Origin of the sequence: Cecembia sp. (assembly GCF_007126775.1) — a bacterium.
Taxonomy (GTDB): Bacteria; Bacteroidota; Bacteroidia; order Cytophagales; family Cyclobacteriaceae; genus Cecembia.
On record NZ_SLAP01000049.1, the window covers coordinates 1 to 25,738 of the forward strand.

The following is a 25,738-nucleotide window of genomic DNA, read 5'->3' on the forward strand; positions in this document are numbered from 1 at the left end:
CCTTCCTGATCACCGGGTAAAAATGCACCAGCTGGATTGTAGACTAAATTGAGTGTAAGCCCTGAGTTTTCTAGACCATAGCCCACTTCGTTTAGCATTTTGAGTACTTTGATAGACTTTTCAAAAACCCCATCACCCCGCTGTGCATCCGTTTTCATGGCAGTAAAATATGGAAGCGAAGAAACTACCTCAATTTTGTGTTTTTTGAAAAATTCAGGTAAATCATAGAATTTGGGATTGGCTAAGATAATCGTCAGGTTACAGCGTACAATAATCTTTGCCTGGGGTTTAATTTTTCGGATTTCCTCTACCAGCCATCTGAACTCCGGATTCATTTCCGGAGCCCCTCCTGTCAGGTCTATTGTGTTTATATCCTGTTGGCGGAGAACCTCGAGACATTTCATCATGGTTTCTTTGTTCATGATTTCCTTTCTGTCCGGACCTGCATCCACATGGCAGTGTTTACAAACTTGATTGCACATCTTGCCCAAATTGAGTTGTAGGATTTCAATTTGTGTAGGTTTAAGGGGGAAAAGCCCCGATTCGGCCAGTTTTTCTGAGAATGGGATACCCGTTTCTGGGGATTCCAGTAAGTCTAATTCATATCTGCTGTCCGAAAGGGGGTGATTTTGGGCTTTTAATGATTTCATTACATGGAGATTTCTTTGACTTTATTCATCATTTGTGTGCTGTGAACCAATGAGGCACCTCCTCTAATGGCGGCGGCCACATGAACAGCCTCCATCATTTGCTCTTCATCACAACCTTTCTCCATGCTGTCCACGGTATAGGCATCAATGCAATAGGGACATTGTATGGCGTGTGCCACCGCGAGTGCGATGAGAGATTTTTCTCTCGTTGTCAGTGCTCCTTCTTTGAATACTTCTCCATAATAATCGAAAAATTTATCAGCCATTGATTTTTGGAATTCCCCGATCTTGCCGAATTTTTTTAGATCTTCCGGATCATAATAAGTTTTCATATGGATTTTTATTGGTTTAGGTTTATGCTTTAAATTCCAAGATAATGAAAATGTTTACATTTTAGCCTGACAAAAATCTGTGATTAGGCTACTAATTGTCTTTTCCAAATGTTTTATTCCTCTGTAAATAGGCAATAATCAAAGCATTAGCTTTGGAGATTTTGGATATTTATCGCAATTTTACATTATTATGAAGTCATGAATTTTTAATTCCTTTATTTAGGGCTTGACCAAGTCCTTTGATTTGAAATCAATCATCCACATTGATCAAATAAACCATGACTTTCAAGAATTTCCTTCGACATTTTAAAAGGGCAGTGGCAGGTCTGGAAGCTGATTTTACAAATATCAGCATAAGGAAGGCTATCTTTTACCTCTCCGTTCCCATGATTCTGGAAATGGTTATGGAATCTTTATTTGCGGTAGTGGATATATTTTTTGTAGGCAAACTCGGTGTGTTTGCTGTCGCTACCGTTGGGCTCACCGAGTCTGTATTGACCATTATCTATTCCATTGCTATTGGTTTAAGTATGGCAGCCACAGCCATCGTTGCCCGAAGAATAGGGGAAAAGAAGCCAGCTGCAGCCTCAGCAGCCGCCTTTCAGGCCATTATTGTTTGTTCCTTTTTTGCTATTGCTGTGGCAGCTCTAGGAGTAATATACGCCAAAGATCTCTTGGCTGTGATGGGAGGGGAAGAAGAACTGATTGCCTCAGGATATAAGTATACCCAAATAATTTTTGGCGGAAATGTTTGTGTGATGCTGCTTTTTCTAATCAACGGGATATTCAGGGGTGCGGGGAATGCAGCAGTGGCCATGCGTGCCCTTTGGATAGCCAATGGTTTCAACATGGTACTTGATCCGATTTTAATTTTTGGCTTAGGACCTATTCCTGCCATGGGTTTGGAGGGGGCTGCATGGGCGACCACTACTGGAAGAGGCATTGGCGTGATTTATCAGTTTTACATTCTTTTGAATGGAAAATCCCTCATCAAGTTTCATTGGAACAGTCTAAAGATGAGTGCTAAGACCGTATGGACCATACTGAAAGTAGCATCCGGAGGAATGGGACAGTTTTTAATTGAATCAGCTTCTTGGATCTTTTTGATGCGCATCATTTCTGAGTCCGGGTCTGTTGCTTTGGCAGGATATACCATTGCGGTAAGGTTGATTATTTTTGCACTTTTGCCAGGTTGGGGGTTATCCAATGCGGCAGCTACTTTAGTGGGGCAGAATTTAGGAGCTCTTCAGCCGGGTAGGGCAGAAAGATCGGCATGGTTGGCGGCCCATATAACCGCTGTATTTTTAGGTTTTTGTTCCATTATCTTTATCGCTGGATCTGGATTTTTTATAGGGATTTTCAATGAAGATCAAGGAGTAGTGGAAATTGGGACACTTGGCTTGACCATCATCTGTTTGGGATATGTTTTCTTTGCATATGGCATGGTTATGAGCCAATCTTTGAATGGGGCAGGAGATACCCGCACACCTACCATCATCAACCTTACAGTTTTGTGGGGCTTTCAGATCCCATTGGCTTATCTTTTGGCCAATTATTTTGAAATGGGTGCTGTTGGCGTATTTATAGCCATTGCTATCAGCCATTCCCTTCATGCGGTGGTCAGTACCTTGGTTTTTAAAAGAGGCAGGTGGAAATTGGTACAGGTGTAATAATATTGGGATGTTTTGTTTTTTGATTTTAACTTGGACAAAAAGCGTTTTATGGAATCAATTTGGGTTTGGTTGGGCATTTTGTTGTGTATTTCACAATCGGCCACCTTTTCAGGACTTAATATTGCTTTATTCAGTCTGAGTAGGTTAAGGTTGGAGGTAGCAGCAAATGCGGGTGATGAATTGGCAGCTAAAGTGCTTGCTTTAAGGAGGGATGCTAATTTCACCTTGGCGACCATTCTTTGGGGCAATGTAAGTATCAACGTTTTACTGACTTTATTGGCAGACTCTGTTTTGTTGGGGCTGGCGGCCTTTTTATTTTCAACAGTGGTAATCACCTTTGCAGGAGAGATTTTTCCACAAGCTTATTTTACAAGAAATGCGCTCAGAGTTGGTGCGGCCTTATCCCCTTTATTAAACTTTTACAAGTTGCTCCTTTGGCCAGTAGCCAGACCGGTGGGGTGGATGTTAGACAAATTGATAGGGCAGGAGCCTATCCCATGGATGCGGGAAAATGAGCTCGAAAATTTATTGAAATATCAAGCCAAGACCGCCAACACTGAGTTGAGTCGATTGGAAGCCAGGGGAGCAGTAAATTTTTTGAGATTAGATGATTTGCATGCTAAAGAGGAGGGAGAAGAATTAGATCCACTTAGTATCATCTCTTTACCTTTCAATGGTACTAAGCCCGTCTTTCCTGAAATGAAGAAAAGTTCAAAGGATCCATTTTTGAAACAGTTGGCCATTTCCGGTAAAAAATGGGTGATAATCCTCGATGAAAAAACAGGTTTCCCCAGAAAAGTGATCAATATTCCGTCATTTATCAATGCATTCCTGCTTTGGGAAAAGCCTGTAAATCCATTGGATTATTGCCATATACCCTTGATTTCAACAGATGAAGAACTTCCTCTTGGTAAGATATTGGAGAGTTGGGAAGTCAAGCCGGATGCGCCAGGTGACGATGTAATTGATGAGGATATTGCCTTACTTTGGACAGTTCAGCACAAGAGAATCATATCGGGATCAGACATTCTGGGAAGACTTATGCGGAAAATTGCCCAAGAGGTAAAATAAAGCCTAGAAATTTCCTATTGCGCGATCTAAATGGGTATACCCCCCATCCACAAAAATCCATTGCCCTGTGGTATGGGCTGATTTTTCGGAGAGCAGAAAAACTACCGTATTTGCAATTTCTTCTGCACTAGTCATCCTTCTATCGAGCGGGATTCTGGATGTTATTTTTTGGAGTTGTGCTTTTGGATCTTCAAAACTGTCCAACCACTTCCTATAAAGTGGGGTCATGACTTCGGCGGGGATTACAGCGTTGACCCTGATGCCATAGGGAAGGAGTTCTACCGCCCATTCTCTGGTAAGGGACAGTTGGGCTCCTTTCGCTGCGGTATATCCACTGGTATTGCCCTGACCCGTTAGGGCAGTTTTGCTGCTGATATTGACAATACTTCCCTTACTTTTTTTAAGGTAGGGTAGGGCAAAATGGACGAGGTCATAATAATGCCCCAAATTGTTGACCACAGATTTTCTAAAGTCTAAAGGATTTCCCTTTTCAAGCCCAATACCATCATTGGCACCAGCATTGTTTACAATACCATCTATTTTGCCACAATTTTTTATGACATAACTGATAGCCTCTTTGGCATGTTCAGGTTCAGTGAGTCTTTGCGGATATTGGAATGCCTTTTGATCCTTTTTTTCAAACTCGTCCAAAAGATTGGCCGCTTCATTTTCTGAAGGATCGATCATGACGGGGATTCCACCCTCCTCGGCAATGCTGCTACTGATGGCTGCACCTATTCCTTTGGCACCTCCAGAAACCAAAAACACTTTATCCTTTAAATTCAAATCCATATCTGTATCAGTTATGCTTCAATACCATAAAATCTTTGGGCATTTCCTCCGAAAATAGCCGCTTGCTCTTCCCTGGAGAAGTTTTCATAATAACTCCATGCCAAATCATATACTTCCTCATACGTTGCAGCCAACAAGCAGACCGGCCAGTCACTTCCATAAACCAATCTCTTTGTTCCAAAAGCCGCTGTAATGGTGTCCAAGTAAGGAGTAAAGTCGTCCTTTTGCCAGGCTTTCCATTTGGCTTCTGTCACCATGCCTGAGACCTTACAAAATACATGCTCCAACTCGGCCATCTTTTTAATACCCTTGGTCCAATATTCCAATTCTCCATTTTTGATATCAGGCTTAGCCAAATGGTCAATAATAAAGGGCTGATTGGGAAAGCTTAAAGCCAATGCATAAGCTTTTTCCAAATGTTGTGGATAGATCAAAACATCATAAGTGAATCCATAATCGGCCAATTTGCCAATTCCATGGAGAAAATGGGGATCTTCCATGGCTTCTGGAGCTAAGGATTGAAGGATTTTTCTAAAACCTGCCAACTTTTCCTCACTTTGGTAGCTTTCCAATTGTCCTTCTATATCGGCTGCATTCAGGTCAACCCAGCCTACCACTTTTTTTATCCATGGGTTGTGTTCAGCAAGTTCCAGGAGAAACCTGGTCTCATGGGTGGATTGATCTGCCTGTACGGCAATACAGCCATCAATTTGTTTTTTGTCCAGTTCTGGTTGAAGGTCTTGAGGTACAAAGTCTCTTTGGATGACTTGCATGGATTCATCAATCCAACTGTCCCTAACCGGGTCATAATTCCAAAAATGCTGATGAGCATCAATCTTCATGGTCCGTCTTATACTTTACCAAAGTCTTTGGCTTCTTGCCTTGCCTCACCCAAGCCATCAATACCCAATACCACTACATCTCCATGCTGAAGGTATCTGGGCGGCTTTAAACCCAGTCCCACACCCGAAGGGGTACCTGTGGAGATAATGTCTCCTGGAAGTAAAGTCATGTATTGGCTGATATAAGCTACTAAGGTGGGGATGTCAAAAACCAGGTCTGAAGTATTGCTATCCTGCATCATCTCTCCGTTCACTTTTAGCCAAAGTCTCAAATCATGTGGATTTGGGATTTCATCCTTGGTAACTAAATAGGGGCCTAAGGGGGCGAAATGATCCGCACTTTTTCCTTTGACCCACTGGCCTCCATGGTGCAATTGGAAGTCCCTTTCGCTCACATCATTATGGAGACAGTAACCTGCCACATGGTCCATTGCCTTGTCTTTATCAAGGTAACTTGCCTTTTTACCAATGATTACGGCCAATTCCACTTCCCAATCAGTTTTCGTCGAGTTTTTTGGGATGATAATTGGATCATTGGGCCCGCAAAGAGATGAGGTGGCCTTCATAAAAAGTATGGGGACCTCTGGTAGAGGCATATTACTTTCTTTGGCATGAAGGGAATAATTCAAGCCCACACAAATGATTTTAGAAGGTCTTTTTATGGGCGAGCCCAAACGAATGGATTGTGGAATTTCAGGAAGTTGGGAGGATTCTTGCTGAAGCCACTTCTCCAGCCTGTTTAAACCATCTGAACCAAAAAAATCTTCTGACCAGTCTTCTCCAAAGCCGGAACAATCCAAGCGTTTACCTTTGATTTCTACACCTGGTTTTTCTTTTCCCTGTTCTCCAAATCTGATTAGTTTCATGTCTTACACCTTATTTTTTTGAATTTTATTGATCAATTTATAGTATATCAAGCCTTTAATCCAAGGAAACCGCCATCTATGTTGAAGTTGCTTCCTGTAATAAAGCTTGCCTCATCTGAGGCCAGGTAATAAACCATGCCTGCAATTTCCTCCGGTTTACCCATGCGGCCAATTGGCTGTGTTGCGGCGAGTTTGGCAAACATTTCCTTTTCCTGTCCTGGATAATTTTTTGCCAAAAAACCATCTACAAAAGGCGTATGTACCCTGCCGGGGGAAATACAGTTACAGCGTATGTTATCTGAAACATAATCCCTTGCAATGGATAAGGTCATGGAAAGCACCGCACCTTTGGTCATGGAGTAAGCAAATCTATCAGGGAGTCCCATGGTCGCGGCTACAGAGCACATATTGATGATACTTCCTCCTCCATTGGCTTTGAGTTTTTTGATAGCGGCATTTGAGCAAGTATAAATTCCTTTTACATTGACTTGGAAAAGTCGCTCAAAATCCTCCTCGGATGTTTCCTCCAAGTTTCCCACATGGGAAATCCCTGCATTATTGACCAAGACATCAATGGTCTCAGGCATTTGTCCAAAAGCCATTTTGACACTGTTAAAGTCTGAGACATCGGTTTGGATGAACTGGACCTTATATCCTTTTTTACTAAGTGACGTAGCCACTTCGGTACCGGCATTCGAATTGTAATCCAAAAAAATGGTTTCATAACCTTTTTCAGCAAAAAGTTGTGTGATAGCCAAGCCTATCCCACTGGCTCCACCTGTGATAACCACTGTTTTTACTTTTTTCATGAAGCTTTATTTTTGATCAAACATTCTTATGGTTTTGGAATAGCGAATCTACTTAATTTCTTTCCAAATTATAGAATTGTTTGAAATTCATCAATTTCTGGGTTTTCAGATAGATGATTTTTTTAAAAAATATAAATCAAAGACTTTTCAAGAATTTAGCTTTCCATATTCAATGGATTTATTTATGAACTGAAAAAGTGGAAGCTTAAAAAAATGATAAGGTTTATTCCTTTTCATTCACTAATTTTAAAAAAAATAAAAGGAGCAGGAATCTTCACTACATCAACAAATTGAACTGCAAATAAAAAAGTGTTAGCTACTTAGAAGATTGCCTGCTCCAAAAAATTACTTTAAAAATTTCACCAGATTAAAGTACCGGCATCACTGTTTACCCCTCCTTTTTTGAATATAAAGAAGGAGACCATAAATTCATGGGTAGGATTGGGGATAAGGTATGACCGGCTAACCGGGACTTCATAAGCATACCCAAACCGCAGGTTGGACATCAAGAAGCCAACTTGGTAGCTATTGGCATAATTGACTCTGTGCCCAACTCCCAACCAGAATTTGTCCATTGCCATTACCTTTACATTTAAATCTAAATTATAAGGTAAATCATTCTGAATCCTGTAAAGTATATTGGAAAATATACTGATATTATCATTTAAGTATTGTCGGAATCCTGTTTGCACAACGCTGACAAAAGGCCTATCATTTAGAAATGCATCTCCTCTATAAAGTCTACCCCTCGAAGCATTCTGTAATCCATAACTGAAGTAGTAATTTTCATGTGTAATGGCAAGGCCTGCATTGAAATCCAAAATCTGCATGGTAGCAAATTGATTGACAAATGCATTGATGGTAGGATCATTGGATTGTTCTGTTGTCAGGCTATTTCCATCCAGTCTGACATTGCTGTAATTGGCAGCAACCCCCAACCTAAGGTTTGTAGTCCTCGTAATTCGCACTCTCGCTCCATAACTCAACAGCATTTCAGTCTGGCGAAAAGGTCCAAAATTATCCTGTATTAAGTGCATTCCTATAGCAGTATTGCCAAGTAAAGAAGCATCTTGGACATTATTGATTTCCATGGGGTCGAGTTCTGCAGAAATAAAATAAGTTTGTGGGGCCCCTTCAAATCCTGCCCATTGGTTTCGCACCAACCCTCTCACGACCGAACCTTCATATCCAGTAAGTGCTGGATTGAAATAACTTTGAAGTTGGTTGAATTGTCCAAAGTATTTTCTGGTTTGTGCGGACGCATTTTCTGTAAAGCCCAACAAAACAATAGCCAAAGCCAATAATCTACCCATTAATCCGCTGTAAAAAGTGCTGGTATGGTTAGGACCAAGATGAGGGCCCATTTCCACTAAAATTAGGTTTTTGTATTTAATTTTCATCTTATTGACCTCTAAATAGATTCAAAATTCCTTTTCTCGTAGTATTATTGTCATCTACTTCTATGACATAGTAGTAGGTATCCACCGGTAAGGCCCGTCCCATATAAGTTCCATCCCATCTAACCATTGGGTTATCTGTAAAGAATACCCTTTGTCCACCTCTTTCATAGATATGAACCCTTACTGAACCAAATATTTGCAACATCGGGACACCCCAATCATCATTTATATTGTCTCCGTCCGGAGTAAAAGTATTTGGGATTTCCATTTCCAAGAGTAAATCTGTCAATCTTCTGCTGATAAGGAATTCTTTGGTGAATACATTACCAGCCCTATCAGTCACAGTTACCTGGATGGTAAATTCGGTCTGCCCTGGAAGAAGATCTGCACTGTTCCAGTACAACTGCCCATCTATGATGATAAACAAATCATTGTCATCAATTCCCGGCTCTAATTCAAGGAAATGGATATCATCTGTTGGGTCTATTACCGTGAAATTCCCGATCAATATCGGAGTGTCCCCTCCATTTTCATTAAAGAAGTCATTACTCAGTTCCAGATCTAAAGGAGGATCTTTTGGAAGAACCAGTACGGTAATAGTAGGGAGCGGATCGATTGTCGATTCCCAACTATTAGGGAGCTGTATAGTACCACTCAAAATATATGGACCATTTTCATAAGGATCGTAGCCTTCTTCACTCCAAACAATCGGTAATGAAACAGAGTCTCCGGCTTCGGTAATCACGATAATCTGACCTGGCAAACCAATACCTTCAAATAAAGTGCCCCATGGGACCTCAATCATGTCAAATTCATTGAAATCAATGATTATAGTTATTTCAGGTTCATTTATGGAACAACCAAATTCATCCACTTCTTCTCCCTCTGGCGTATTGGGACACAAATCCTGATCATCAGGAACGCCATCACCATCAGAATCTAAAGGCTCAGAATCATTTTCTTCTTCTCCGTCCTCGTTCTCGCCCTCTTCATTTTCTCCATCCTCGTTATCTCCATCCTCGTTTTCACCTTCGTCATTTTCTCCGTCCTCGTTATCACCATCCTCGTTTTCACCCTCGTCATTTTCTCCGTCCTCGTTATCTCCATCTTCGTTTTCACCTTCGTCATTTTCTCCGTCCTCGTTATCTCCATCCTCGCCCTCATCACCTTCATTATCTCCATCCTGGTTTTCTCCATCTTCGCCCTCGCCATCTTCATTATCTCCATCCTGGTTTTCTCCATCCTCGCCCTCGCCATCTTCATTATCTCCATCCTGGTTTTCTCCATCCTCGCCCTCATCACCTTCATTATCTCCATCCTGGTTTTCTCCATCTTCGCCCTCATCACCTTCATTATCTCCATCCTGGTTTTCTCCATCTTCGCCCTCGCCACCTTCATTATCTCCATCCTCATTATCTCCATTCTCGCCTTCGCCGTCTTCATTATCTCCATCCTCGCCCTCACCGTCTTCATTTTCACCATCCTCATCTTCGTCTTCATCCTCAATTTCAATCGGACAGCCAAATTCATCTACTGCAGTTCCAGGAGGAGTATTTGGACAAAAGTCCAAGTAATTAGGTACTCCATCGCCATCATCATCCCTAAAGGCAGCCTCACAAGCATCCTCATCAAAAAGATCACTAAATTCATCACATTCAGGAATATCCCAGTTATTAGTTCTGGCATTGGTTGATTCAGGATAGTTTCTGGTAATAGACAGTTGATAAGTTTTTACCGTTCCGTCACTCAGCCTCACCTCAACAGGAATTTCATTCAGCCCTGGATACAAAAATATTTTCTTACTTGGCTTACCAGTTTGGATCTCTTTATCTTGAATAAAAACCCTGGAATCCGAATCAGAAGAAATTGGGGTAAGTGTGATGTAAAAAGTATGGAAGCCAAGGTTTACCCTATATGCATCAATATTGGGGTTAAACCTTGGCTCCAACCTACCTTCATTAACAAGAAGGTCGCTCAGTCCAGCATCATTGGAAAAAGTATAAAAATCATTTCGGTCTATTTCAAAAGAATATAACCCATTGCTGGAAACCAGAAAAATGAATACCCAAAGCCAAAAGCCAAGGATATGTTGTCTAATGTTTTGTTTCATTTTTTAAGGATCTAATGTAAAACCGTTGTGTTTGTTTATGTAAGTAGCTTCCGTAAAATTGATAAAAAAAATCAATATTAAAAAAATAAATTATTGTCAAAATACTAAAATACCAAATATACTTCTATAAATGTATTTTTTCTGGTGATGAAATACAAAAAAAAATGTGCACAAATTTTAAAGATTTTTAGAAATTTTTACTGGATTTGCGATCAAATACAAATTCTTAATGCTGTGTATAGATATTGGATGAATCAAGGATCTGTCCCGGATCTAATTGTAATTAAATAAAAAATGGGATTGGAGCTGAATGATTTGGAATTGGGATTCTCAATCTGAAGTTGATACAACCCATTAAATATTCAATGATATGTGAATAAAAAGATAAAGCTTATTTAGCTTCCTCACCTCAATCATCATTGGCTTTATCTTTTCAGATTCGGAGAAAGAAAAAATTCAGGATGCTGATATGGATAAATCCGCTGTTTTTTATTTATAGTGTTACTGTTTTTCCTGTTTTTACAGATTCATCACAGGCAAAGGCAATTTTCAAGCTATTCAGTGCATCTGCCAGATGGTCAGACAAATCGAGATCCTCTTTTATGGCTTTCAAGAAGTAGCGTTGTTCTCTGTTGCACAATTCCTGATGGTCAGGTTCATCTTTCATATCAATCCATAAATCCTTTTTGGTAAATTGATTTTTTTCATCCAACTCGGAAAAGTGAACCTTAATACTTTCAGTTTTGGTATGGGAATCTACATCATCTGATTTCCCAGCTTCACTAGCTTTGTTGGCAACAATGGATACTGCTCCCTGAGGGCCGAAGACATCTTTGATAAAAAATGCGTTATCAGAAACCATAGGCCCCCAGCCTGCTTCGTACCAACCTACTGATCCATCTTCAAAGCGGATTTGCAATTGTCCGTAATTGTAATTGTCCGATGGTATTTCATTGCTCAACCTGACACCTATAGCCGATACACTCAATGGTTTTGATCGGGTCATTTGACACATGACATCAATGTAGTGCACTCCACAATCTACTATTGGGCTGAGACTTTTCATCAGATTTTTATGAACATCCCACATGAATCCTTGGCTTTGTTGGTTAAGGTTCATCCTCATTACCAGAGGCTTGCCCAGTTTATGGGCTTCTTCAATGAACCTTTCCCATGAAGGATGGTGACGAAGGATGTAGCCTACAACCAGCTTTTTACCGGTTTCTTCTGATTTTTTAATCAGGTTCTCTGAGCCTGCTACTGTGGCAGCCAAAGGTTTTTCAATGAAAACATGACATCCAGAATCCAATGATTTCAATGCAATGGTTTCATGGGTATCTGGATATGTGGAAATGCAAACAGCATCTGGCTTTGTAGCATAGAGGGCCAATTCATAGTCATCAAAAAGCGGATAGTTACTTCCCAATTTATGATTTAGTTTTTCTTTGCTGTCACCTCTCGAAACCAATCCGCAGATTTCAAAGTCATCCATTTGATGATAGGCTTTGGCATGGGAAGCACCCATATTTCCACACCCGATTACTAAAATCTTTATTTTACTCATGGCCTTTGAAGTTTTTGATTCGGATTGAGGAGTGTATCGAGCTCCTCCATATTAAGATACACAACGGAAACATTGAGTTGAATGGCTTCTACAGGTTCATCTGCTGCATCCCTTTCAACAGCAACTATCCCGTCTATTATATCCATTCCCTTTATTACTTGCCCAAAGACTGTATAATCTCCATCCAATCGGTGGAGACCATCAGAATTTTGAACAATATAAAATTGACACCTGGCTGAAACCTTTCCGGGGTTATCATCTCTTCCCGCTCCTACTGCCCCATAAATATGGGTAAGCGATGGATGGAATTCTGGTTCCAATAAATATTCAGGGTCGGTGAATCCTTCTTTTGTATCCGGGCAACCGCCTTGGGCTACAAAACCAGGTATTACACGATTAAATGTGAGAGAGTCCCAGTATCCTGCCTCAGCAAGTGCAATAAAGCTCTTTTTATGCTGTGGGGTCTCATCATGGAGTTTGATATACACGGTTCCTTTGTTGGTTTGGATCTTTCCAATGGGAACCAAGTCCTGGGCGCAAACTTTCGGAAATAGGCAAATAACAAGAATGAGTGAAACCAGGAAATTTTTCATAGTTGATTGTATTTGATGTTTTATGGGTTTCTTACCGCATCCAATAATTTTCTTTGATTCAAAACCGGGTTGGCATACATAGATAAAAAGCTTGATATGGCCAAAGGATTATTTTGATCCACTCCTCTTCTGAATCTTTTTTCGAAAATTGTTTTTTCTTCTTGGCTATACTCAGAAGAAAATTCTTCTTTCCCACTCAATAAGTCACAGGCGATATATTTTGTAGGCCAAAGTTTATATCCCAAAACAATCTGGCTGTCTATTAAGTCTGTCAAAGCCTGCATCTGCTTTACAGTTCCTGATACCTCAGCTTTGATAATTTCAATTTCATCATTGAGCAGTTCACCAATGTGGATATGGATTCTTTTCTTTTGTCCGATTATCCCGCTTAAGAGGGTATTGAAATCTTCATTTTCTCCTTTAATATAGGTTTCCTGGTTGGCTTTGGCCAAAAGTTCAGGCATTTTCAAAACATCAGTAGGGTCATATTCATAGGAGATACTTACAGGTACCACATTTAACCTTTTGAAATAATCCAGAAAATGCTCTTGATTATCGGCAGCCATGGATATCATTTTTAATACACCCTTGTGTGTCATATCATTTCCATCTTTGGTCCTGCCTTCTCTTTGTGCGATCCATACAGATCTGTTTTCCCTTAACAGCGAGTGACGTATATAAGCGGAAATAACTTTGGAATTTCCCAATAATTCCCTGGCAGGTAGGCCTCTCTTGATAATGAAATTTCTTGTCAGTCTGGCAAGGTGTTTCAAAAATGGTTTTTTAACCAAATTATCTCCTATGGCAGAAGTAGTCATAAATAAGCCCTTTTCATACAGACATGTATTTAAAAGGGATGTATCTAAAATAATATCCCTATGGTTTGATACGAAAAGATAGGAGGTACCTGGATCCAGCTTTTCAAAGCCAGAGGTCGTCAATCCTTCTGAACTCTTTTCTAAAACCTTATTGACTCCGGGATAGATAAAATTGATTTGAAAGTCTCTTATTGAATGGCAGTGAAGCATGAGGTCCTTCCAGTAATCATCTTTCCACTCAGGAAAGGTGAAATTCATCATGGCCTTAAGCATAGGGTGGTCTATAATCTCTCGAATGGCTTGATTGACTTCTGTATCGTAATAAGGTCTTATATCTTCAAAAGTTGACATTTTTGCTGGGTTGATCCTGTTACAAAGAAAACAATTTTTAACAAAAAAGCTGTCCTTCTTCAGGACAGCTTTTTTAATAATTAGGATTCTTAACAACTTATTTGATTTATTGCTGCTATAAAAAATAACTACCTTTTTTAGGTAATTCTATAGAAATTTTTCTGGTAATCTTATCCATAGTTTTGTAAAGCTTGCCAGTTTTAGGCCAATAAGTCTTATTCTGAAGGTTTTTTACTCCTATAACCCATTGATCTTCAATTTAATATAATTCTTTGGCCTGGTTTTTGAAAAATGCTGCCCGGCAATCAATGAATCACCCAAATTCAGCCAAAATACTATAAAGGAACACCTTGAGCAGTAAGCCTATTGCTGCGGTAATATAAGGTTATTCCATCGATTCCCTACCAAGGCGAATCTTTGGGTTTTTCCTTTATGTGTTAAAGTAGTAGGAAGTAGGAGTGATTCATTTTTTTGTCCTTCCCAATTGACCCTGGGGCAATTAATTATCAAATAGACCGAATATTTTATTTAATGAAAACAAGCAGATGGATTGTATGGCTGAGTTTGTCAATTTTATTTTTGACAACTTCTTGTTTGGACTTATTGGACTTTGACCCAATGGCAGCCAAGAATGTGGAAATCAAAGAAGTGAAGAAAGGGAGTAGGGTAGAAGTGCTCGCAGAGCCGGAGCCTGGATTTACTTTCTCCCATTGGCTACAGGATGGGGAGATAGTGAGTATGGAGGAAACGTATTCCTTCATCATGCCTGGAGATGATATCAGTTTGGTAGCAGTGTTTACAAAGAATTGATCTGCTAGATATCAGAACTAAAAATCCACCATTGACAGATTGTATGACTCGTTACCCTAAGTAAAGCAATGAGTCTCCCAAAATAAGGGGGGATGCTGCTCCCGAATTACTCGGGATCAGCATGACGTTTCAATAAATGTCATTTCTTTTTCTGTACGTTCCCCTAAATGTTAAATTCTCAGTTTGACGGGTTAATAGATGTCATTCCCTTTTCTGTACACTTTCCTAAGTGTTAAAAACTCAGAATGAAGGCAATCAACATGTAATCCTCGTTTTTTTATAATTTTCTCAATTGTGATATCCTCGCGGTGGGGAGTTTGATGACCTTGGGTTGGAAGTTATCCACGAAAAAAATCCACCGGTATCCGGTGGATTTTTGTTGACCGACTAGGGCTCGAACCTAGACTCTTCTGAACCAAAATCAGACGTGTTGCCAGTTACACCATCGGTCAATAAGATTAAAATAACGACACTCCTTTAGAAATGTGACACAAAGGTAGGGGGACTTTCTTTTTTATGCAAATCTGTCCTTAAAGTTTTTCGAGGTTTCGATCTAACCTGCTAAAATTCAACAAAAAAAAGTGATTATTGGATTTCAGTTAACATAAGAAGTAAAGCACTAAAATGAATAATGGTCCCGACCAGTACGAAAAGATGCCAAATGGTATGCGCAAATCTCTGATTGGGTCTGGTATAAAAAATTGTACCTAAGGTATAGCTTAGTCCGCCTGCTCCAAGGAGCGATAATACTTCCACGGAAAGGTTTTCGAGTAGTGGTTGGATTAAAAAAATGGCCATCCATCCCATTCCCAAGTAAAGGATTAAAGAAGCTTTCTTGAATTTGTGGGTATAAAAAATCTTAAAAACAACACCAAAAAAGGTTAGTCCCCAAATGATGCCAAAAAAGATCCAGCCCCAAAGACCCCCGACAGCTAAAAGTAAAAAAGGAGTATAGGAGCCTGCTATAAGGAAATAGATCCCAATATGGTCAAATGTCCTTAACCATGACTTGATTTTTTCTTCCTGAAAGGCATGATAAAGGGTTGAGAAAGTATATAGGAATAAAATAGATCCACCAAAAATACTGCAACTCACAACATGAATGGTGGTTCCCTTCAAAATGGAAAAAGTAACAAGGAGAGAGATGGATACAATACTGAATAAAATTCCAAATCCGTGGGTAATGCTATTGGCAAATTCTTCCTGTAAACTCTGCTTTCTTTCCATAGATATTCAATAATGGACCAAGATAAAGACTATTTGAATAAAAATTTTCCTTTTACCTGTTGGGCGGAATCGATTGTGTACTGATAATCAGGCAATAATGCATTATTATTTTTGTTTTTTAAAAAATAAACACCTTGTTTTGTTGAAAATTTGAAAGGATCAATCAACTTATTTAAATTTATATTATTATGTCAGTCAAAATTTCAGAAAAAACCATTGTTTCCACTTTGGAAAAATTAGAAAAGCTTAATCTAGACGAGAAGCTTTATGCGGAACTGTCTTGGTGCTGGAACAGCTACAAGTATGATAACAACCCTGTAGGTGTTATTGAAAAAAGCAAGAAGGCACTTGACCTATTCAAGGCAAAAAGAGAAGAAAACAGCAGAGCTGTTGCCAAAAAATTAGTAGAAGATTTAGAGAAAGTCGTTCTTAACTGATTCTCTTGTATTTTAGCCTGTCCTGATATTTTTTGGGACAGGTTATTTATTTATTGAAGGGATATTGGGTTTATATTGTTCCCGATAGATCAAAAAAAAAGCCATCCAGAATCGGATGGCTTTTTTTTAATTTGTAGGTGAAGCTTACTCTCCAACTACTACAAATTTTACATTGCTTTTAACTTCTCTGTGAAGGTCTACTTCAGCTTCGAATTCACCTGCACCTTGAACGGGAACATTGATGGAAATTTTCTTTCTATCAATATTGATTCCTTTCTCTGCCAATGCATCAGATATCTGAAGTGTGGTAACTTTACCGAAAATTTTACCGGATTCACCGATTTTAGCTTTGATTTCCAATACTAAACCTGCTAATTTTTCGGCAAGATCTTCAGCCTCTGTTCTAATTTTTTCTGCTTTATGCGCCGCTTGCTTAATATTTTCAGCAAGGATTTTCTTGTTGGATCCAGTAGCCAATACTGCGAATCCCTGAGGAATGAGGTAGTTTCTTCCATAACCCGGCTTAACTTCTACCAGGTCATTTTTGTATCCCAATCCCTTTATATCTGTTTTTAGAATAACTTCCATTGTTGTACAATTTAAATGATGAATGATGTGAACAGGTACGGCTTATTTCAAACCATCGGTCACGAATGGCAACAGTGCCAAGTGCCTTGCCTTTTTGATAGCATTGGACACTTTTCTCTGGTATTTCGCTGAATTACCGGTTAACCTTCTTGGAAGGATTTTACCTTGCTCATTTACAAACTTCAAAAGGAAGTTAGGATCTTTATAATCAATATATTTGATGCCGTGCTTTTTGAATCGGCAGTATTTCTTTCTATTCTCAACTCTGTTGATTGGTTCGTTTCTTAGTGTCATTGGGCAGGCTCCTCCTTAGCTTCTACTTTTTTATTAAATTCACCTTTTCTTCTTCTTTCTGCATAAACGATGCCATGCCTGTCCAGTAATGTGGTCAAGAAACGCATTACCTTTTCATCTCTTCTTAACTCAACCTCCAATTTCTTGATCATGGTGGGTTCAGATTTGAATTCTACCAGAACGTAGAAACCGGTGCTTTTTTTAAGGATTGGATAAGCCATTTTCTTAAGCCCCCAATTTTCAACATTAATTACTTCTGCCCCCTCTTCTTTTAACAAGTTTACAAACTTGTCTACGGTATCCTTCATCTGAACATCAGACAAAACGGGAGTTAATATGAATACCGTTTCATAATTTTTTTGGAACATGTTTGTATAATTTTATCTGTAAATTTAACAGACCGCAAAATTAGAACAATCTGGCTTTTTTTCCAAACAAAGCGGATAAAAACAAAAGATTAATCTACTTACTATATCGTTTATTTTACTTCAAAACTTTTGTTACCTATCTGGTAACCTTCAGCAAACACCCTAACCTCATAAATTCCTGGGGCATATCTTGATCCTTTTTCGTAAAAATAGGTCAATGATTGCTGGGAATTATCGAAAAAGATATCCTGATGGGCTGTAAAGAATTCCTCCCTTCCATCAATGGTAAAAGTACCACTGCCTTTGGCAACATCAAATATAGGTTGGTTGTTAGGAGCTAAAACTTGCACATAAACGTCTTTATGACCCTGCTCCGCTACTTTGTTATCTGCAAGGTTGAAGGATATTTTGAGTTTTTCAACCTGCCTGCTTCTAAAACCGTCTTCCCGTTCTCTACCTCTTGAATTTATCGCAGCCACTACAATATTTTCAGCTTTAAGAACTGCAGCAATGTTGACTTTTTCTTCCAATTCCTGTCTTTGGAGGTTGAGTTTGACCACTTCTTCTTCTATTTCAGCCTGAGAGGATTTGAGATCCTGATTTTCGGCAAAAAGCTGTTGATTGACTTCTCGTAGTCGCAGGATTTCATCATCTTTTTCTCGAAGCGTGTTTGCATAGGTATTGATTCTGCGGTTCAAGGCAGCGATCTCCTCTGATGAGCGTTTTCTATCCGTGTTTCTTTCGGCGATAAGCTGTTCTTTTATTTCCTCTAAAGATTTCACATCTCCGCCTAGTTTTTCAATTTCTTGAATTCTTAGATCCAACTGAAAAGTCATGGAGTCGATCCTTCTGTTCAGATCATTATTTTCTTCAGATAAAATAAGGATTTCCTCTGATTTTTTGGTTTTGTCCAAGTGGTCGGTGTAAAGTTTAATACCACTGATGATTACCAATATCGCCAAAACGATGATAAGAATGTTCTTACTGTTTTCGCTTTTTTTAGGTTTTTCTTGAAAATTGGATTCCATTTTTATTTCTTGGTATTTTTGGCAAACATAAAATTTAAGATGACATACTTAGATGAATCATATTGGACCAACCGCTATAAGGAAAAATCAACGGGTTGGGACATTGGATCACCTTCCATGCCGATAAAGCAATATTTAGACCAAATTTACCAAAAGGATTTAAAGATTTTAATACCCGGGGCAGGAAATGCGCATGAAGCAGCTTATGCATTTAATTCTGGCTTTGATCAGGTCCATATTCTTGATTTTTCCCCAGTCCCTTTGCAACAGTTTATCTTAGAGTGTCCTGGGTTTCCGGAAACTCAAATTTTCCAGGAAGATTTTTTTAACCATGAGGGAAAGTATGACCTTATTCTGGAGCAGACATTTTTTTGCGCCATTGATCCCAAGATTAGGTCCCAATATGTTGAAAAAATGTTTGAATTGCTAAACCCAGGAGGGAAAGTCACTGGGGTACTCTTTTCAAGGGAGTTCAGCTATGAGGGACCTCCATTTGGAGGAATTGCTTCAGAATACCTGAAATATTTTGAAGTCATGTTCGATGTTATTAAAATGGAAAAATGCTACAACTCCATTCCTGCAAGGGCAGGGAATGAATTGTTTTTTCAATTGAGAAAACCTAAATAGCCAAGATATGATGGCTTTTGGTAAGTTCTTTTTTGAAAAGAAGGATTCCACATTCAAAAAAATCCAAGCTTAGACTAACATCAGGAATCCGGTAAATTTCTTTCCATGCCTGTTCCATTTCACTTGACCAATGGATATCCCCAATGGCAACGATACTATTTTCATGAAGATAAGGCTTTATCATTTTGAAATAAGTAGTGGTACCTTCATAGGTATGGTTGGCATCAATAAGAATAAAGTCCAATCTGTCCAACTTTTTGAGGATTATGGGTAGCGTTTCCGAAATGTTTCCTTCTATATATTGGATTACACTGCTTCCTGGGCCTTCTTTTGCTTTCTTGATAAGACTTGCCGAGCCTTCGAAAGAATAAATCGGAGCGTTGGAAGCTTTTGAAAGATAAAGGCTATTTATGCCAACACAGGTACCCAATTCAAGCACATATTCTGCTGGAGATTCCATACAAAAAAATTGATATACCTGACTGAATTTTCTGTTACTGGTACTGTACCGGGTTACAGATTGGGTACTTCTATATTTATTCTTCTTAAGTTTTTTGGATCCTGCCCCATAATCCTCGATATAAAGGATTTCTTTATCTTGGAGTAATTTTTTTCTCCAAGCTTCAAATTCTAAATCTTTGGATTTGTTGTTGAGCAAATATTCCTTTAGTCCACTGTAAAGAGAAGCTGTAAAGGGACTTTGAAGGGAATATTGATCTTCTTTTTCAAGCCAATAAAAAATGCCTGCCCTAAAGTGGTGAAGGTATTTATTCAAATCAGTTATCAAAAATATCAGATATCAACTGAAATTCCGGAATCTGTACTTCTATAAGTTTACCGTCAAAAAGTTTTTCCATGATATAAGCGCCTTTCATTTTCCCTAGGCCGGATTTTAAATTGCAGCCAGAGACATACTCATGGCTATTACCAGGTTCAAGAATTGGCTGTAGTCCAACAACTCCTTCACCTTCTACCAATTTAGAATGGTCACCTGCATCAAAAATTTCCCATCTTCTGCGCAGCAACTGTATGGTATGACTGCTGTTGTTTTCTATTTTTACCTTGTAAGTAAAAACGTAATGATGCTGATGTGGGCTAGAAAACTCTGCTTGGTAGGTAGTTTCTACACTTACTTTTATACCTTCAGTAATGGCTGTTACCATATATCAGTGATTAGCTTAAAAGTTGAAATAATAAATTTAAAACTATAAATCTTTAATAACAACGTATTTTTATCAAAATGGATGTTAAAATTGAAAACAGTTGGAAAAATAAATTGTCTGAAGAGTTTGAGAAACCTTATTTCAAACAGCTCGCGGCATTTGTAAAGGAGGAATATGGAACCCAACAGGTTTTTCCTCGTGGTAAGGAAATATTTAATGCATTTTCCCATTGTACCTTTGACAACACAAAAATAGTTATTCTCGGCCAAGATCCATATCACGGACCGGGGCAGGCCCATGGACTTTCTTTTTCTGTAAGGGAAGGTCTGGCATTTCCTCCAAGCCTATTGAATATTTTTAAAGAAATCAACCGTGATTTAGGTTTGGGTATTCCTTCCAATGGCAATTTATCCCGCTGGGCAGATCAAGGGGTCTTGCTATTGAATGCTACGCTGACTGTTCGTGCTCATCAGGCTGGTTCTCATCAAAACAAAGGTTGGGAATTATTCACAGATGCAATAATCCGTCAGATAGCAAATGAGAAAGAGAATGTTGTGTTTATGCTATGGGGAGCTTATGCCCAAAAAAAAGCGGGTTTTATCGATGAGGAGAGACATTTGAAACTGCATTCACCACACCCAAGTCCCCTTTCAGCCCATAGGGGATTTTTGGGATGCGGCCATTTTTCTAAAGCAAATGCCTATCTGAAAAGCAAAGGATTGGAAGAGATAAGTTGGTGAAATATATTTAGGGCATGCTTTAAAACACAGGTTAGGTTGATTTTGTGTTTTTTATCAAATACAACTCATGATCAAGTGCAGGAAAATCAAGTATTAGAGTCTAAAAGCCATGCATCATCTTAACTTGGTTTTGTTAGCCAGCTTCACGCAAGCTACTTCGTTGGCTTCAGTTCGCAGTATATTTATACAGCTTCACTTCACCAATTCGTATCTTACGCAATCCTGAATTTTTCAGCAGGCCCTATTTACTTAACATGTGTACTCCTTTAAATACACTTATTGCCCAAACATGCTACCTTGAGAGGATATTCATGTATTTTGGCTTGAAATCAAAGGTTAATTATATAACATAGGTTTTACTGATAGGGATGCGGATAAATCTATAATTTGATTCAATTGCATAATAACAAAAAAGCCAGCCCAAAATTTTGGACTGGCTTTTACGATTATAGATATTTTACTTGATCCCTTTGAAGAACCTGCTCCAGCGTATTTTGCTGAACATGGATTTATGTTTATCAAGCGATAGCCATAAGAACCAGGCTTTACCCACCACATGGTCTTCGGGAACAAAACCCCAATATCTGGAATCCAGAGAGTCATGTCGGTTGTCTCCCATCATAAAATAATAATTTTGCTTAAAAGTGTAAGCATCTACTTTATTTCCATTGATGAATAATTGGTTGTCCCTTACTTCAACCTGCTCATGCCCCTCAAACTTTTCTATGGTAAAGGAATATTTGGCTATATTTTCCTCATTCATATCGATTGTCCAACCTTTTGCAGGGATTTTCAATGGGCCCATATTGTCTTTATTCCATCCAAAATAGGCACCGTCAGGAAAAACCCTTGGATCTCCCATATCGGGTCGGTCCACTCTTTTGGTCACCGCGCCAATAGCAGGGGATTTACTAAGTCTTTCAGCGGTTTCATCAGTGGTCATTACATAATACCCTGAGCCATTGGTAAAAGGCATAAATCCTTCAGGATTGATGCCATAATCACTAAAAAAATCAGCGCTGAGGTTTCTGCTACTCATCACATCGAAAGAATACTGAATGCCTTCGGGTTTGTATCCTGCCTCCCCATTGACAAAGACTTCCGTCTGTACTATTTCTATTTCATCTCCAGCCACTGCAACTGCCCTCTTGATATAGTTTGTTTTGAGATCTACTGGGAATTCAAATTCTGAGGGATAGTTGAATACAACAACATCATTCCTTTTCACAGAAGTAAAGCCTGGTAACCTGAAGTAGGGGAGTTCTATCCAATCCACATAGGAATTCGTTTCTGTTCCCCAAATTTTCTGGTGCGTAAGAGGAATCTGTAGTGGTGTCCTGGGAATTCTTGTACCATAGTGCATTTTGCTCACAAAAAGGAAATCACCCACTAAGAGGGATTTTTCCATAGAAGCGGTAGGAATGGTAAATGGTTCCAACAACAACCATCTGATCAGAGAGGCGGCAATCACCGCAAATACTAAGGCATCTACCCACTCACGGGCAGCTGATTTTTTCTTTTTTTCGTCTGTCATTTCACTGAAAAATTTTAGAAAGATAGGAAATCATCCATTGATAATACACCTTTTTTATCTTTTATCCACTCCGCTACCAAAACTGCGCCAAGTGCAAACCCTTTTCTGCTGTGAGCGGTATGTTTGATCTCTATATCGTCGATTTCAGACTGGTAGCTCACAATATGGGTTCCCGGAGCCGGATCTATGCGTTCTGACTGAATAGGCAATAATTGTTCATTTTCGTTCAATTGTTCGGACAATATCCAAGAATTATATCTGGGTATTTCCTGAATAATTCCTTCTGCCAAGGTAATTGCTGTACCGCTGGGAGCATCCTTTTTTTCGGTATGATGGATTTCCTTCATATTCGCTTTATAATCTTTTTGGTCCTTCATCAAAGCGGCAAGAAACCTATTTACTCTGAAGAATATGTTGACGCCTATGCTATAATTCGAGGCATAAAAAAAAGCAGTTTCGTTTTCAAGCGTCAGAGCGGTAACAGCCGGTTTTTTTTCCAGCCATCCTGTAGTACCGGAGACAACAGGAATTCCTCTTTTTATTGCCCAGCTGATGTTTTCGAAAGCTGCGTCCGGTTGGCTGAATTCAATCGCCACATCAATGTTTTTGGGGCTAAGCTGCGCCAATTCATCCCTGTTATCAATATTGATTTTACCTACAAGCTCATGACCTCTGGATTCGGCAATTTCACCGATGATTTTCCCCATTTTGCCATAACCCAAAATTAATACCTTCATAATTAGAAATTGATTTTCATTGACAAGCCCATGATGCTGCCACCTGCGCTAAGGATTTCAAAACTTGGTTCAAACCTAAAGCTCAAGTCGTCGGACACATCGAAAGAGGACAAGTGGGCATCTACATGCGCATCAATGATATTAAGTGCATAAATACCGATAAAAATAAAATAATTCAAATCCCTATTTCTTCTCCAGAAGTTTACTTGTCGTACCAATCCATCTCTGTTGAGATTTGGAAAATCATTTGGCAAACCATCATCCAATAAAAAAAGACCTTCCCTGAGGGCTTTATACCTTCGATCGTTGAATTCGATAAAGAAAATATTGGTAGCAAATCCCCCATAAATTAGGGGTACTTTCCAACTTTTACCATTATATACCTGTCCGGCACCCGGTAAAATGGCCGAAAGAATGGTGGCCTTTTTAGGATCTTTGTATCCTTCCGGTCTCCATTCCAAGTTCAGCGTATCTCCTGCTGACTCTTGTGCCTTGAGGGGTTGCAAACCCAAAAGCAACAGTATAAAAACAGCAATACCGTTTATCTGTATCATCGTTTTCAATAGAAATTTGCTCTTGGAAAAGATTGATGCCGTAATCAAGTATTTAGATGATATCTAGAATTTCCAGAATTCTGTTCAGATCATCGGCAGACCGAAATGGGATTTTTATCTCGCCTTTATTTTTTCCGTCTGCTTTCAATTGGACTTTTGAACCGAAATGGGAGGCTAACCGCTGTTGGATTTTTCCAATTTCGTATTTCCTTACAGGGTCAAGTCCTTCTATTTTTTCAGCACTTCTTTCTTCAGAACTGCTGTTAAGGGCTTTGACCAGCGCCTCTACCTTTCTTACATTGAGTTCTTCGGCAACTGTCCTTTTATAAATCGCCAATTGCTTGTCAATGTCTTCAATATTGATGATGGCCCTTGCATGGCCCATAGAGATGATGTTGTCCCTTAATCCTGCCTGAATGTCCGGCGGTAATTTCAACAATCGCATGTAATTGTTTACTGTTGTCCTGTTTTTACCTACCCTTTCACCCAGTTCTTCCTGTTTAAGGTTACACTCCACCAGCAATCTCTGATAGGAATGGGCAATTTCAAGTGCATTTAAATTTTCCCTCTGAATGTTTTCAATGAGGGCCATTTCGAGCATTTGCTGGTCATTGGCAGTTCGGATGTATGCGGGGATTTTATCCAGGCCAGCCATTTTTGAGGCCTGATACCTTCGCTCTCCGGAGATAAGTTGGTAGTCTCCATCGGTTAATTTTCTTACCGTAATGGGTTGGATAATTCCTTGGACCTTGATGGATTCTGCAAGTTCGCCCAAAGCATCTTTATCAAAATGGGTTCTCGGCTGAAAGGGGTTAACCTGTATTTCGGAAAGAGCTATCTCATAGATTCCCACCACAGGTTGAGCAGGCAATACATCTTGCGTTTGGTTTTTTTGGGGAGAATCTTTAAGAAGAGCACCCAGTCCTCTTCCGAGGGCAGGTTTTTTATTTGTTGGTTTTTTATCAGCCATAATCAGTCAATCATTTTACTTTCTCCATCCCGTTTTTTGTTGCGATCTCATTGGCCAGATTTAAATAAGCCACTGCACCCTTGCCATCAGCATCAAAGGCGATGACAGGAAGGCCAAAACTGGGGGATTCGCTTAAGCGCACATTTCTGGGGATGATGGTTTCAAAAACCAGGTTTTTGAAATGCATTTTCACCTCATCGACCACCTGGTTGCTCAGTCTCAACCGCACGTCGTACATGGTCAACAATATACCTTCTATTTCTAGGTTTGGATTAAGTCTCGTTTGAATAATTTTGATAGTATTCAACAATTTACCGAGCCCTTCCAAAGCAAAATATTCGCATTGTACTGGGATAATTACTGAATCAGCGGCTGTTAGCGCATTGATGGTAATTAAGCCAAGAGAAGGGGAGCAATCAATGATGACGAAATCATAATTTCCACGTACATCGGAAATTACTCCTTTCATCTTTTCTTCTCTATTATCCAGATTGATCATTTCCACTTCAGCACCGACTAGATCGATATGTGAAGGGACCAAATCCAGGTTTTCTATCTCAGTTTTAAGAATGATCGTAGAAATATCTATTCCGTCCACCATGCATTCATAAATACTGGTATCGATATTTTTAGGGTCATGTCCCAGCCCTGAGGTGGTGTTTGCCTGAGGGTCGGCATCTATGACCAAAGTCTTAAATTCCAATACAGCCAGACTTGCGGCCAAATTCATTGCGGTTGTGGTTTTTCCCACCCCCCCTTTTTGATTAGCAATGGCAATTACTTTTCCCAT

Annotated in this window: 29 protein-coding genes and 1 tRNA gene; 6 read left to right on the top strand and 24 right to left on the bottom strand. The window is 39.4% G+C overall.

Translation table 11 applies throughout. From position 1 onward, the window contains the following. Positions 1-650: radical SAM protein (locus tag QZT73_RS03250; RefSeq protein ID WP_291786604.1), on the bottom strand; the 650-nt coding region annotated here is incomplete at its 3' end. Next, a complete protein-coding gene (locus tag QZT73_RS03255; RefSeq protein ID WP_291778481.1) occupies positions 650-982 on the bottom strand; it encodes an arsenosugar biosynthesis-associated peroxidase-like protein in 333 nt (110 codons plus the stop codon). The genes QZT73_RS03250 and QZT73_RS03255, both read right to left, overlap by 1 nt. Positions 983-1,260: 278 nt before the next feature. Between QZT73_RS03255 and QZT73_RS03260 the strand changes: the two genes are divergently transcribed. Together QZT73_RS03260 and QZT73_RS03265 are read left to right on the top strand one after the other, a co-directional pair. Then, entirely contained in the window at positions 1,261-2,652 is a 1,392-nt protein-coding gene (locus QZT73_RS03260) for an MATE family efflux transporter (RefSeq protein ID WP_291778484.1), read from the top strand. A 51-nt stretch (positions 2,653-2,703) separates the two neighbouring features. Beyond that, complete coding sequence (locus tag QZT73_RS03265; protein WP_291778487.1) at positions 2,704-3,726, top strand: DUF21 domain-containing protein; 1,023 nt, start codon at positions 2,704-2,706, stop codon at positions 3,724-3,726. A gap of 3 nt (positions 3,727-3,729) precedes the next feature. On the opposite strand, the gene QZT73_RS03270 is transcribed toward QZT73_RS03265, so the two are convergent. From QZT73_RS03270 to QZT73_RS03310, 9 genes are all read right to left on the bottom strand, one after another. Further along, a complete protein-coding gene (locus QZT73_RS03270) occupies positions 3,730-4,518 on the bottom strand; it encodes an SDR family oxidoreductase (protein ID WP_291778492.1) in 789 nt (262 codons plus the stop codon). A gap of 11 nt (positions 4,519-4,529) precedes the next feature. Beyond that, the gene (locus tag QZT73_RS03275; RefSeq protein ID WP_291778495.1) at positions 4,530-5,360 is read right to left on the bottom strand and encodes an amidohydrolase family protein; all 831 of its coding nucleotides are present in this window, start codon (positions 5,358-5,360) and stop codon (positions 4,530-4,532) included. Between the two features lie 8 nt (positions 5,361-5,368). Continuing rightward, on the bottom strand, positions 5,369-6,226 hold the full coding sequence (locus tag QZT73_RS03280) for a fumarylacetoacetate hydrolase family protein (protein ID WP_291778499.1): 858 nt from the start codon (positions 6,224-6,226) through the stop codon (positions 5,369-5,371). Between the two features lie 47 nt (positions 6,227-6,273). Further along, positions 6,274-7,035 carry an SDR family oxidoreductase gene (locus tag QZT73_RS03285; protein ID WP_291786606.1) on the bottom strand — a complete coding sequence of 254 codons (762 nt, stop codon included), beginning with the start codon at positions 7,033-7,035 and terminating at the stop codon, positions 6,274-6,276. A gap of 359 nt (positions 7,036-7,394) precedes the next feature. Further along, complete coding sequence (locus tag QZT73_RS03290; RefSeq protein WP_291783998.1) at positions 7,395-8,435, bottom strand: type IX secretion system membrane protein PorP/SprF; 1,041 nt, start codon at positions 8,433-8,435, stop codon at positions 7,395-7,397. A gap of 1 nt (position 8,436) precedes the next feature. After that, positions 8,437-10,545 (bottom strand): gliding motility-associated C-terminal domain-containing protein, encoded by a 2,109-nt coding sequence (locus QZT73_RS03295; RefSeq protein WP_291786608.1) that lies wholly within the window; start codon positions 10,543-10,545, stop codon positions 8,437-8,439. Between the two features lie 493 nt (positions 10,546-11,038). Then, on the bottom strand, positions 11,039-12,109 hold the full coding sequence (locus QZT73_RS03300; RefSeq protein WP_291783830.1) for a Gfo/Idh/MocA family oxidoreductase: 1,071 nt from the start codon (positions 12,107-12,109) through the stop codon (positions 11,039-11,041). Continuing rightward, positions 12,106-12,702 (bottom strand): peptidylprolyl isomerase, encoded by a 597-nt coding sequence (locus tag QZT73_RS03305; protein ID WP_291783828.1) that lies wholly within the window; start codon positions 12,700-12,702, stop codon positions 12,106-12,108. The genes QZT73_RS03300 and QZT73_RS03305 overlap by 4 nt, the downstream gene beginning before the upstream one ends. A 20-nt stretch (positions 12,703-12,722) precedes the next feature. After that, the gene (locus tag QZT73_RS03310) at positions 12,723-13,871 is read right to left on the bottom strand and encodes a 1-acyl-sn-glycerol-3-phosphate acyltransferase (RefSeq protein ID WP_291783826.1); all 1,149 of its coding nucleotides are present in this window, start codon (positions 13,869-13,871) and stop codon (positions 12,723-12,725) included. A gap of 531 nt (positions 13,872-14,402) precedes the next feature. Between QZT73_RS03310 and QZT73_RS03315 the strand changes: the two genes are divergently transcribed. Continuing rightward, a complete protein-coding gene (locus tag QZT73_RS03315) occupies positions 14,403-14,681 on the top strand; it encodes a hypothetical protein (RefSeq protein ID WP_291783825.1) in 279 nt (92 codons plus the stop codon). A gap of 379 nt (positions 14,682-15,060) precedes the next feature. On the opposite strand, the gene QZT73_RS03320 is transcribed toward QZT73_RS03315, so the two are convergent. Together QZT73_RS03320 and QZT73_RS03325 are read right to left on the bottom strand one after the other, a co-directional pair. Further along, a tRNA-Gln gene (locus QZT73_RS03320) sits at positions 15,061-15,133 on the bottom strand. A 133-nt stretch (positions 15,134-15,266) separates the two neighbouring features. Next, entirely contained in the window at positions 15,267-15,908 is a 642-nt protein-coding gene (locus QZT73_RS03325; RefSeq protein WP_291786610.1) for a hemolysin III family protein, read from the bottom strand. A 188-nt stretch (positions 15,909-16,096) separates the two neighbouring features. On the opposite strand from QZT73_RS03325, the gene QZT73_RS03330 reads away from it, so the two are divergent. Beyond that, the gene (locus tag QZT73_RS03330) at positions 16,097-16,345 is read left to right on the top strand and encodes a hypothetical protein (protein ID WP_291783821.1); all 249 of its coding nucleotides are present in this window, start codon (positions 16,097-16,099) and stop codon (positions 16,343-16,345) included. 144 nt (positions 16,346-16,489) lie between these two features. Here QZT73_RS03330 and rplI read toward each other — a convergent pair whose 3' ends face one another. The 4 genes from rplI to QZT73_RS03350 all read right to left on the bottom strand — a co-directional run bounded on the left by rplI (position 16,490) and on the right by QZT73_RS03350 (position 18,623). Continuing rightward, positions 16,490-16,933, bottom strand: coding sequence for a 50S ribosomal protein L9 (rplI, locus tag QZT73_RS03335; protein WP_291783819.1), 444 nt, complete (start codon positions 16,931-16,933; stop codon positions 16,490-16,492). A gap of 42 nt (positions 16,934-16,975) precedes the next feature. Beyond that, positions 16,976-17,227, bottom strand: coding sequence for a 30S ribosomal protein S18 (gene rpsR / locus QZT73_RS03340; protein WP_291783817.1), 252 nt, complete (start codon positions 17,225-17,227; stop codon positions 16,976-16,978). Beyond that, positions 17,224-17,595: a 30S ribosomal protein S6 gene (gene rpsF / locus QZT73_RS03345; protein ID WP_291783815.1), complete on the bottom strand. Its 372-nt coding sequence runs from the start codon at positions 17,593-17,595 to the stop codon at positions 17,224-17,226. Before rpsF ends, rpsR begins: the two co-directional genes overlap by 4 nt. Positions 17,596-17,705: 110 nt before the next feature. Beyond that, a complete protein-coding gene (locus QZT73_RS03350; protein WP_291783813.1) occupies positions 17,706-18,623 on the bottom strand; it encodes a hypothetical protein in 918 nt (305 codons plus the stop codon). Between the two features lie 39 nt (positions 18,624-18,662). Between QZT73_RS03350 and QZT73_RS03355 the strand changes: the two genes are divergently transcribed. Next, the gene (locus QZT73_RS03355) at positions 18,663-19,250 is read left to right on the top strand and encodes an SAM-dependent methyltransferase (RefSeq protein WP_291783811.1); all 588 of its coding nucleotides are present in this window, start codon (positions 18,663-18,665) and stop codon (positions 19,248-19,250) included. Here QZT73_RS03355 and QZT73_RS03360 read toward each other — a convergent pair. Both QZT73_RS03360 and apaG read right to left on the bottom strand, forming a co-directional pair. After that, positions 19,243-20,025, bottom strand: coding sequence for a class I SAM-dependent methyltransferase (locus tag QZT73_RS03360; RefSeq protein ID WP_291786612.1), 783 nt, complete (start codon positions 20,023-20,025; stop codon positions 19,243-19,245). The two genes, QZT73_RS03355 and QZT73_RS03360, sit on opposite strands and share 8 nt — an antisense overlap. A gap of 1 nt (position 20,026) precedes the next feature. Continuing rightward, a complete protein-coding gene (apaG, locus tag QZT73_RS03365; protein WP_291786614.1) occupies positions 20,027-20,413 on the bottom strand; it encodes a Co2+/Mg2+ efflux protein ApaG in 387 nt (128 codons plus the stop codon). Between the two features lie 77 nt (positions 20,414-20,490). Here apaG and ung point away from each other — a divergent pair, with 77 nt between their 5' ends. Continuing rightward, the gene (ung, locus tag QZT73_RS03370; protein WP_291786617.1) at positions 20,491-21,153 is read left to right on the top strand and encodes a uracil-DNA glycosylase; all 663 of its coding nucleotides are present in this window, start codon (positions 20,491-20,493) and stop codon (positions 21,151-21,153) included. Positions 21,154-21,610: 457 nt separating this feature from the next. Here ung and lepB read toward each other — a convergent pair whose 3' ends face one another. The 5 genes from lepB to QZT73_RS03395 are packed head-to-tail and all read right to left on the bottom strand — an operon-like array spanning position 21,611 to position 25,738. Then, positions 21,611-22,687: a signal peptidase I gene (gene lepB, locus QZT73_RS03375; RefSeq protein ID WP_291784384.1), complete on the bottom strand. Its 1,077-nt coding sequence runs from the start codon at positions 22,685-22,687 to the stop codon at positions 21,611-21,613. A 14-nt stretch (positions 22,688-22,701) separates the two neighbouring features. Then, a complete protein-coding gene (gene dapB / locus QZT73_RS03380; RefSeq protein WP_291784387.1) occupies positions 22,702-23,424 on the bottom strand; it encodes a 4-hydroxy-tetrahydrodipicolinate reductase in 723 nt (240 codons plus the stop codon). A 2-nt stretch (positions 23,425-23,426) separates the two neighbouring features. After that, the gene (locus QZT73_RS03385) at positions 23,427-23,978 is read right to left on the bottom strand and encodes a DUF5683 domain-containing protein (RefSeq protein ID WP_291784389.1); all 552 of its coding nucleotides are present in this window, start codon (positions 23,976-23,978) and stop codon (positions 23,427-23,429) included. Positions 23,979-24,030: 52 nt separating this feature from the next. After that, the gene (locus QZT73_RS03390) at positions 24,031-24,948 is read right to left on the bottom strand and encodes a ParB/RepB/Spo0J family partition protein (protein ID WP_291784391.1); all 918 of its coding nucleotides are present in this window, start codon (positions 24,946-24,948) and stop codon (positions 24,031-24,033) included. Positions 24,949-24,958: 10 nt separating this feature from the next. Beyond that, positions 24,959-25,738 (bottom strand): AAA family ATPase, encoded by a 780-nt coding sequence (locus tag QZT73_RS03395; RefSeq protein ID WP_291784393.1) that lies wholly within the window; start codon positions 25,736-25,738, stop codon positions 24,959-24,961.

Bases quoted from the DNA above. Each gene is read 5' to 3' on its own strand.
- rpsR (WP_291783817.1), bottom strand. From the start codon at position 17,227: ATGACACTAAGAAACGAACCAATCAACAGAGTTGAGAATAGAAAGAAA.
- QZT73_RS03260 (WP_291778484.1), top strand. From the start codon at position 1,261: ATGACTTTCAAGAATTTCCTTCGACATTTTAAAAGGGCAGTGGCAGGT.
- QZT73_RS03295 (WP_291786608.1), bottom strand. From the start codon at position 10,545: ATGAAACAAAACATTAGACAACATATCCTTGGCTTTTGGCTTTGGGTA.
- QZT73_RS03310 (WP_291783826.1), bottom strand. From the start codon at position 13,871: ATGTCAACTTTTGAAGATATAAGACCTTATTACGATACAGAAGTCAAT.
- QZT73_RS03255 (WP_291778481.1), bottom strand. From the start codon at position 982: ATGAAAACTTATTATGATCCGGAAGATCTAAAAAAATTCGGCAAGATC.
- ung (WP_291786617.1), top strand. From the start codon at position 20,491: ATGGATGTTAAAATTGAAAACAGTTGGAAAAATAAATTGTCTGAAGAG.
- QZT73_RS03285 (WP_291786606.1), bottom strand. From the start codon at position 7,035: ATGAAAAAAGTAAAAACAGTGGTTATCACAGGTGGAGCCAGTGGGATA.
- QZT73_RS03290 (WP_291783998.1), bottom strand. From the start codon at position 8,435: ATGAAAATTAAATACAAAAACCTAATTTTAGTGGAAATGGGCCCTCAT.
- rplI (WP_291783819.1), bottom strand. From the start codon at position 16,933: ATGGAAGTTATTCTAAAAACAGATATAAAGGGATTGGGATACAAAAAT.
- QZT73_RS03315 (WP_291783825.1), top strand. From the start codon at position 14,403: ATGAAAACAAGCAGATGGATTGTATGGCTGAGTTTGTCAATTTTATTT.
- QZT73_RS03385 (WP_291784389.1), bottom strand. From the start codon at position 23,978: ATGATACAGATAAACGGTATTGCTGTTTTTATACTGTTGCTTTTGGGT.
- QZT73_RS03300 (WP_291783830.1), bottom strand. From the start codon at position 12,109: ATGAGTAAAATAAAGATTTTAGTAATCGGGTGTGGAAATATGGGTGCT.
- QZT73_RS03275 (WP_291778495.1), bottom strand. From the start codon at position 5,360: ATGAAGATTGATGCTCATCAGCATTTTTGGAATTATGACCCGGTTAGG.
- QZT73_RS03280 (WP_291778499.1), bottom strand. From the start codon at position 6,226: ATGAAACTAATCAGATTTGGAGAACAGGGAAAAGAAAAACCAGGTGTA.
- QZT73_RS03325 (WP_291786610.1), bottom strand. From the start codon at position 15,908: ATGGAAAGAAAGCAGAGTTTACAGGAAGAATTTGCCAATAGCATTACC.
- QZT73_RS03305 (WP_291783828.1), bottom strand. From the start codon at position 12,702: ATGAAAAATTTCCTGGTTTCACTCATTCTTGTTATTTGCCTATTTCCG.
- QZT73_RS03265 (WP_291778487.1), top strand. From the start codon at position 2,704: ATGGAATCAATTTGGGTTTGGTTGGGCATTTTGTTGTGTATTTCACAA.
- lepB (WP_291784384.1), bottom strand. From the start codon at position 22,687: ATGACAGACGAAAAAAAGAAAAAATCAGCTGCCCGTGAGTGGGTAGAT.
- apaG (WP_291786614.1), bottom strand. From the start codon at position 20,413: ATGGTAACAGCCATTACTGAAGGTATAAAAGTAAGTGTAGAAACTACC.
- QZT73_RS03395 (WP_291784393.1), bottom strand. From the start codon at position 25,738: ATGGGAAAAGTAATTGCCATTGCTAATCAAAAAGGGGGGGTGGGAAAA.
- QZT73_RS03390 (WP_291784391.1), bottom strand. From the start codon at position 24,948: ATGGCTGATAAAAAACCAACAAATAAAAAACCTGCCCTCGGAAGAGGA.
- rpsF (WP_291783815.1), bottom strand. From the start codon at position 17,595: ATGTTCCAAAAAAATTATGAAACGGTATTCATATTAACTCCCGTTTTG.
- QZT73_RS03350 (WP_291783813.1), bottom strand. From the start codon at position 18,623: ATGGAATCCAATTTTCAAGAAAAACCTAAAAAAAGCGAAAACAGTAAG.
- dapB (WP_291784387.1), bottom strand. From the start codon at position 23,424: ATGAAGGTATTAATTTTGGGTTATGGCAAAATGGGGAAAATCATCGGT.
- QZT73_RS03355 (WP_291783811.1), top strand. From the start codon at position 18,663: ATGACATACTTAGATGAATCATATTGGACCAACCGCTATAAGGAAAAA.
- QZT73_RS03270 (WP_291778492.1), bottom strand. From the start codon at position 4,518: ATGGATTTGAATTTAAAGGATAAAGTGTTTTTGGTTTCTGGAGGTGCC.
- QZT73_RS03330 (WP_291783821.1), top strand. From the start codon at position 16,097: ATGTCAGTCAAAATTTCAGAAAAAACCATTGTTTCCACTTTGGAAAAA.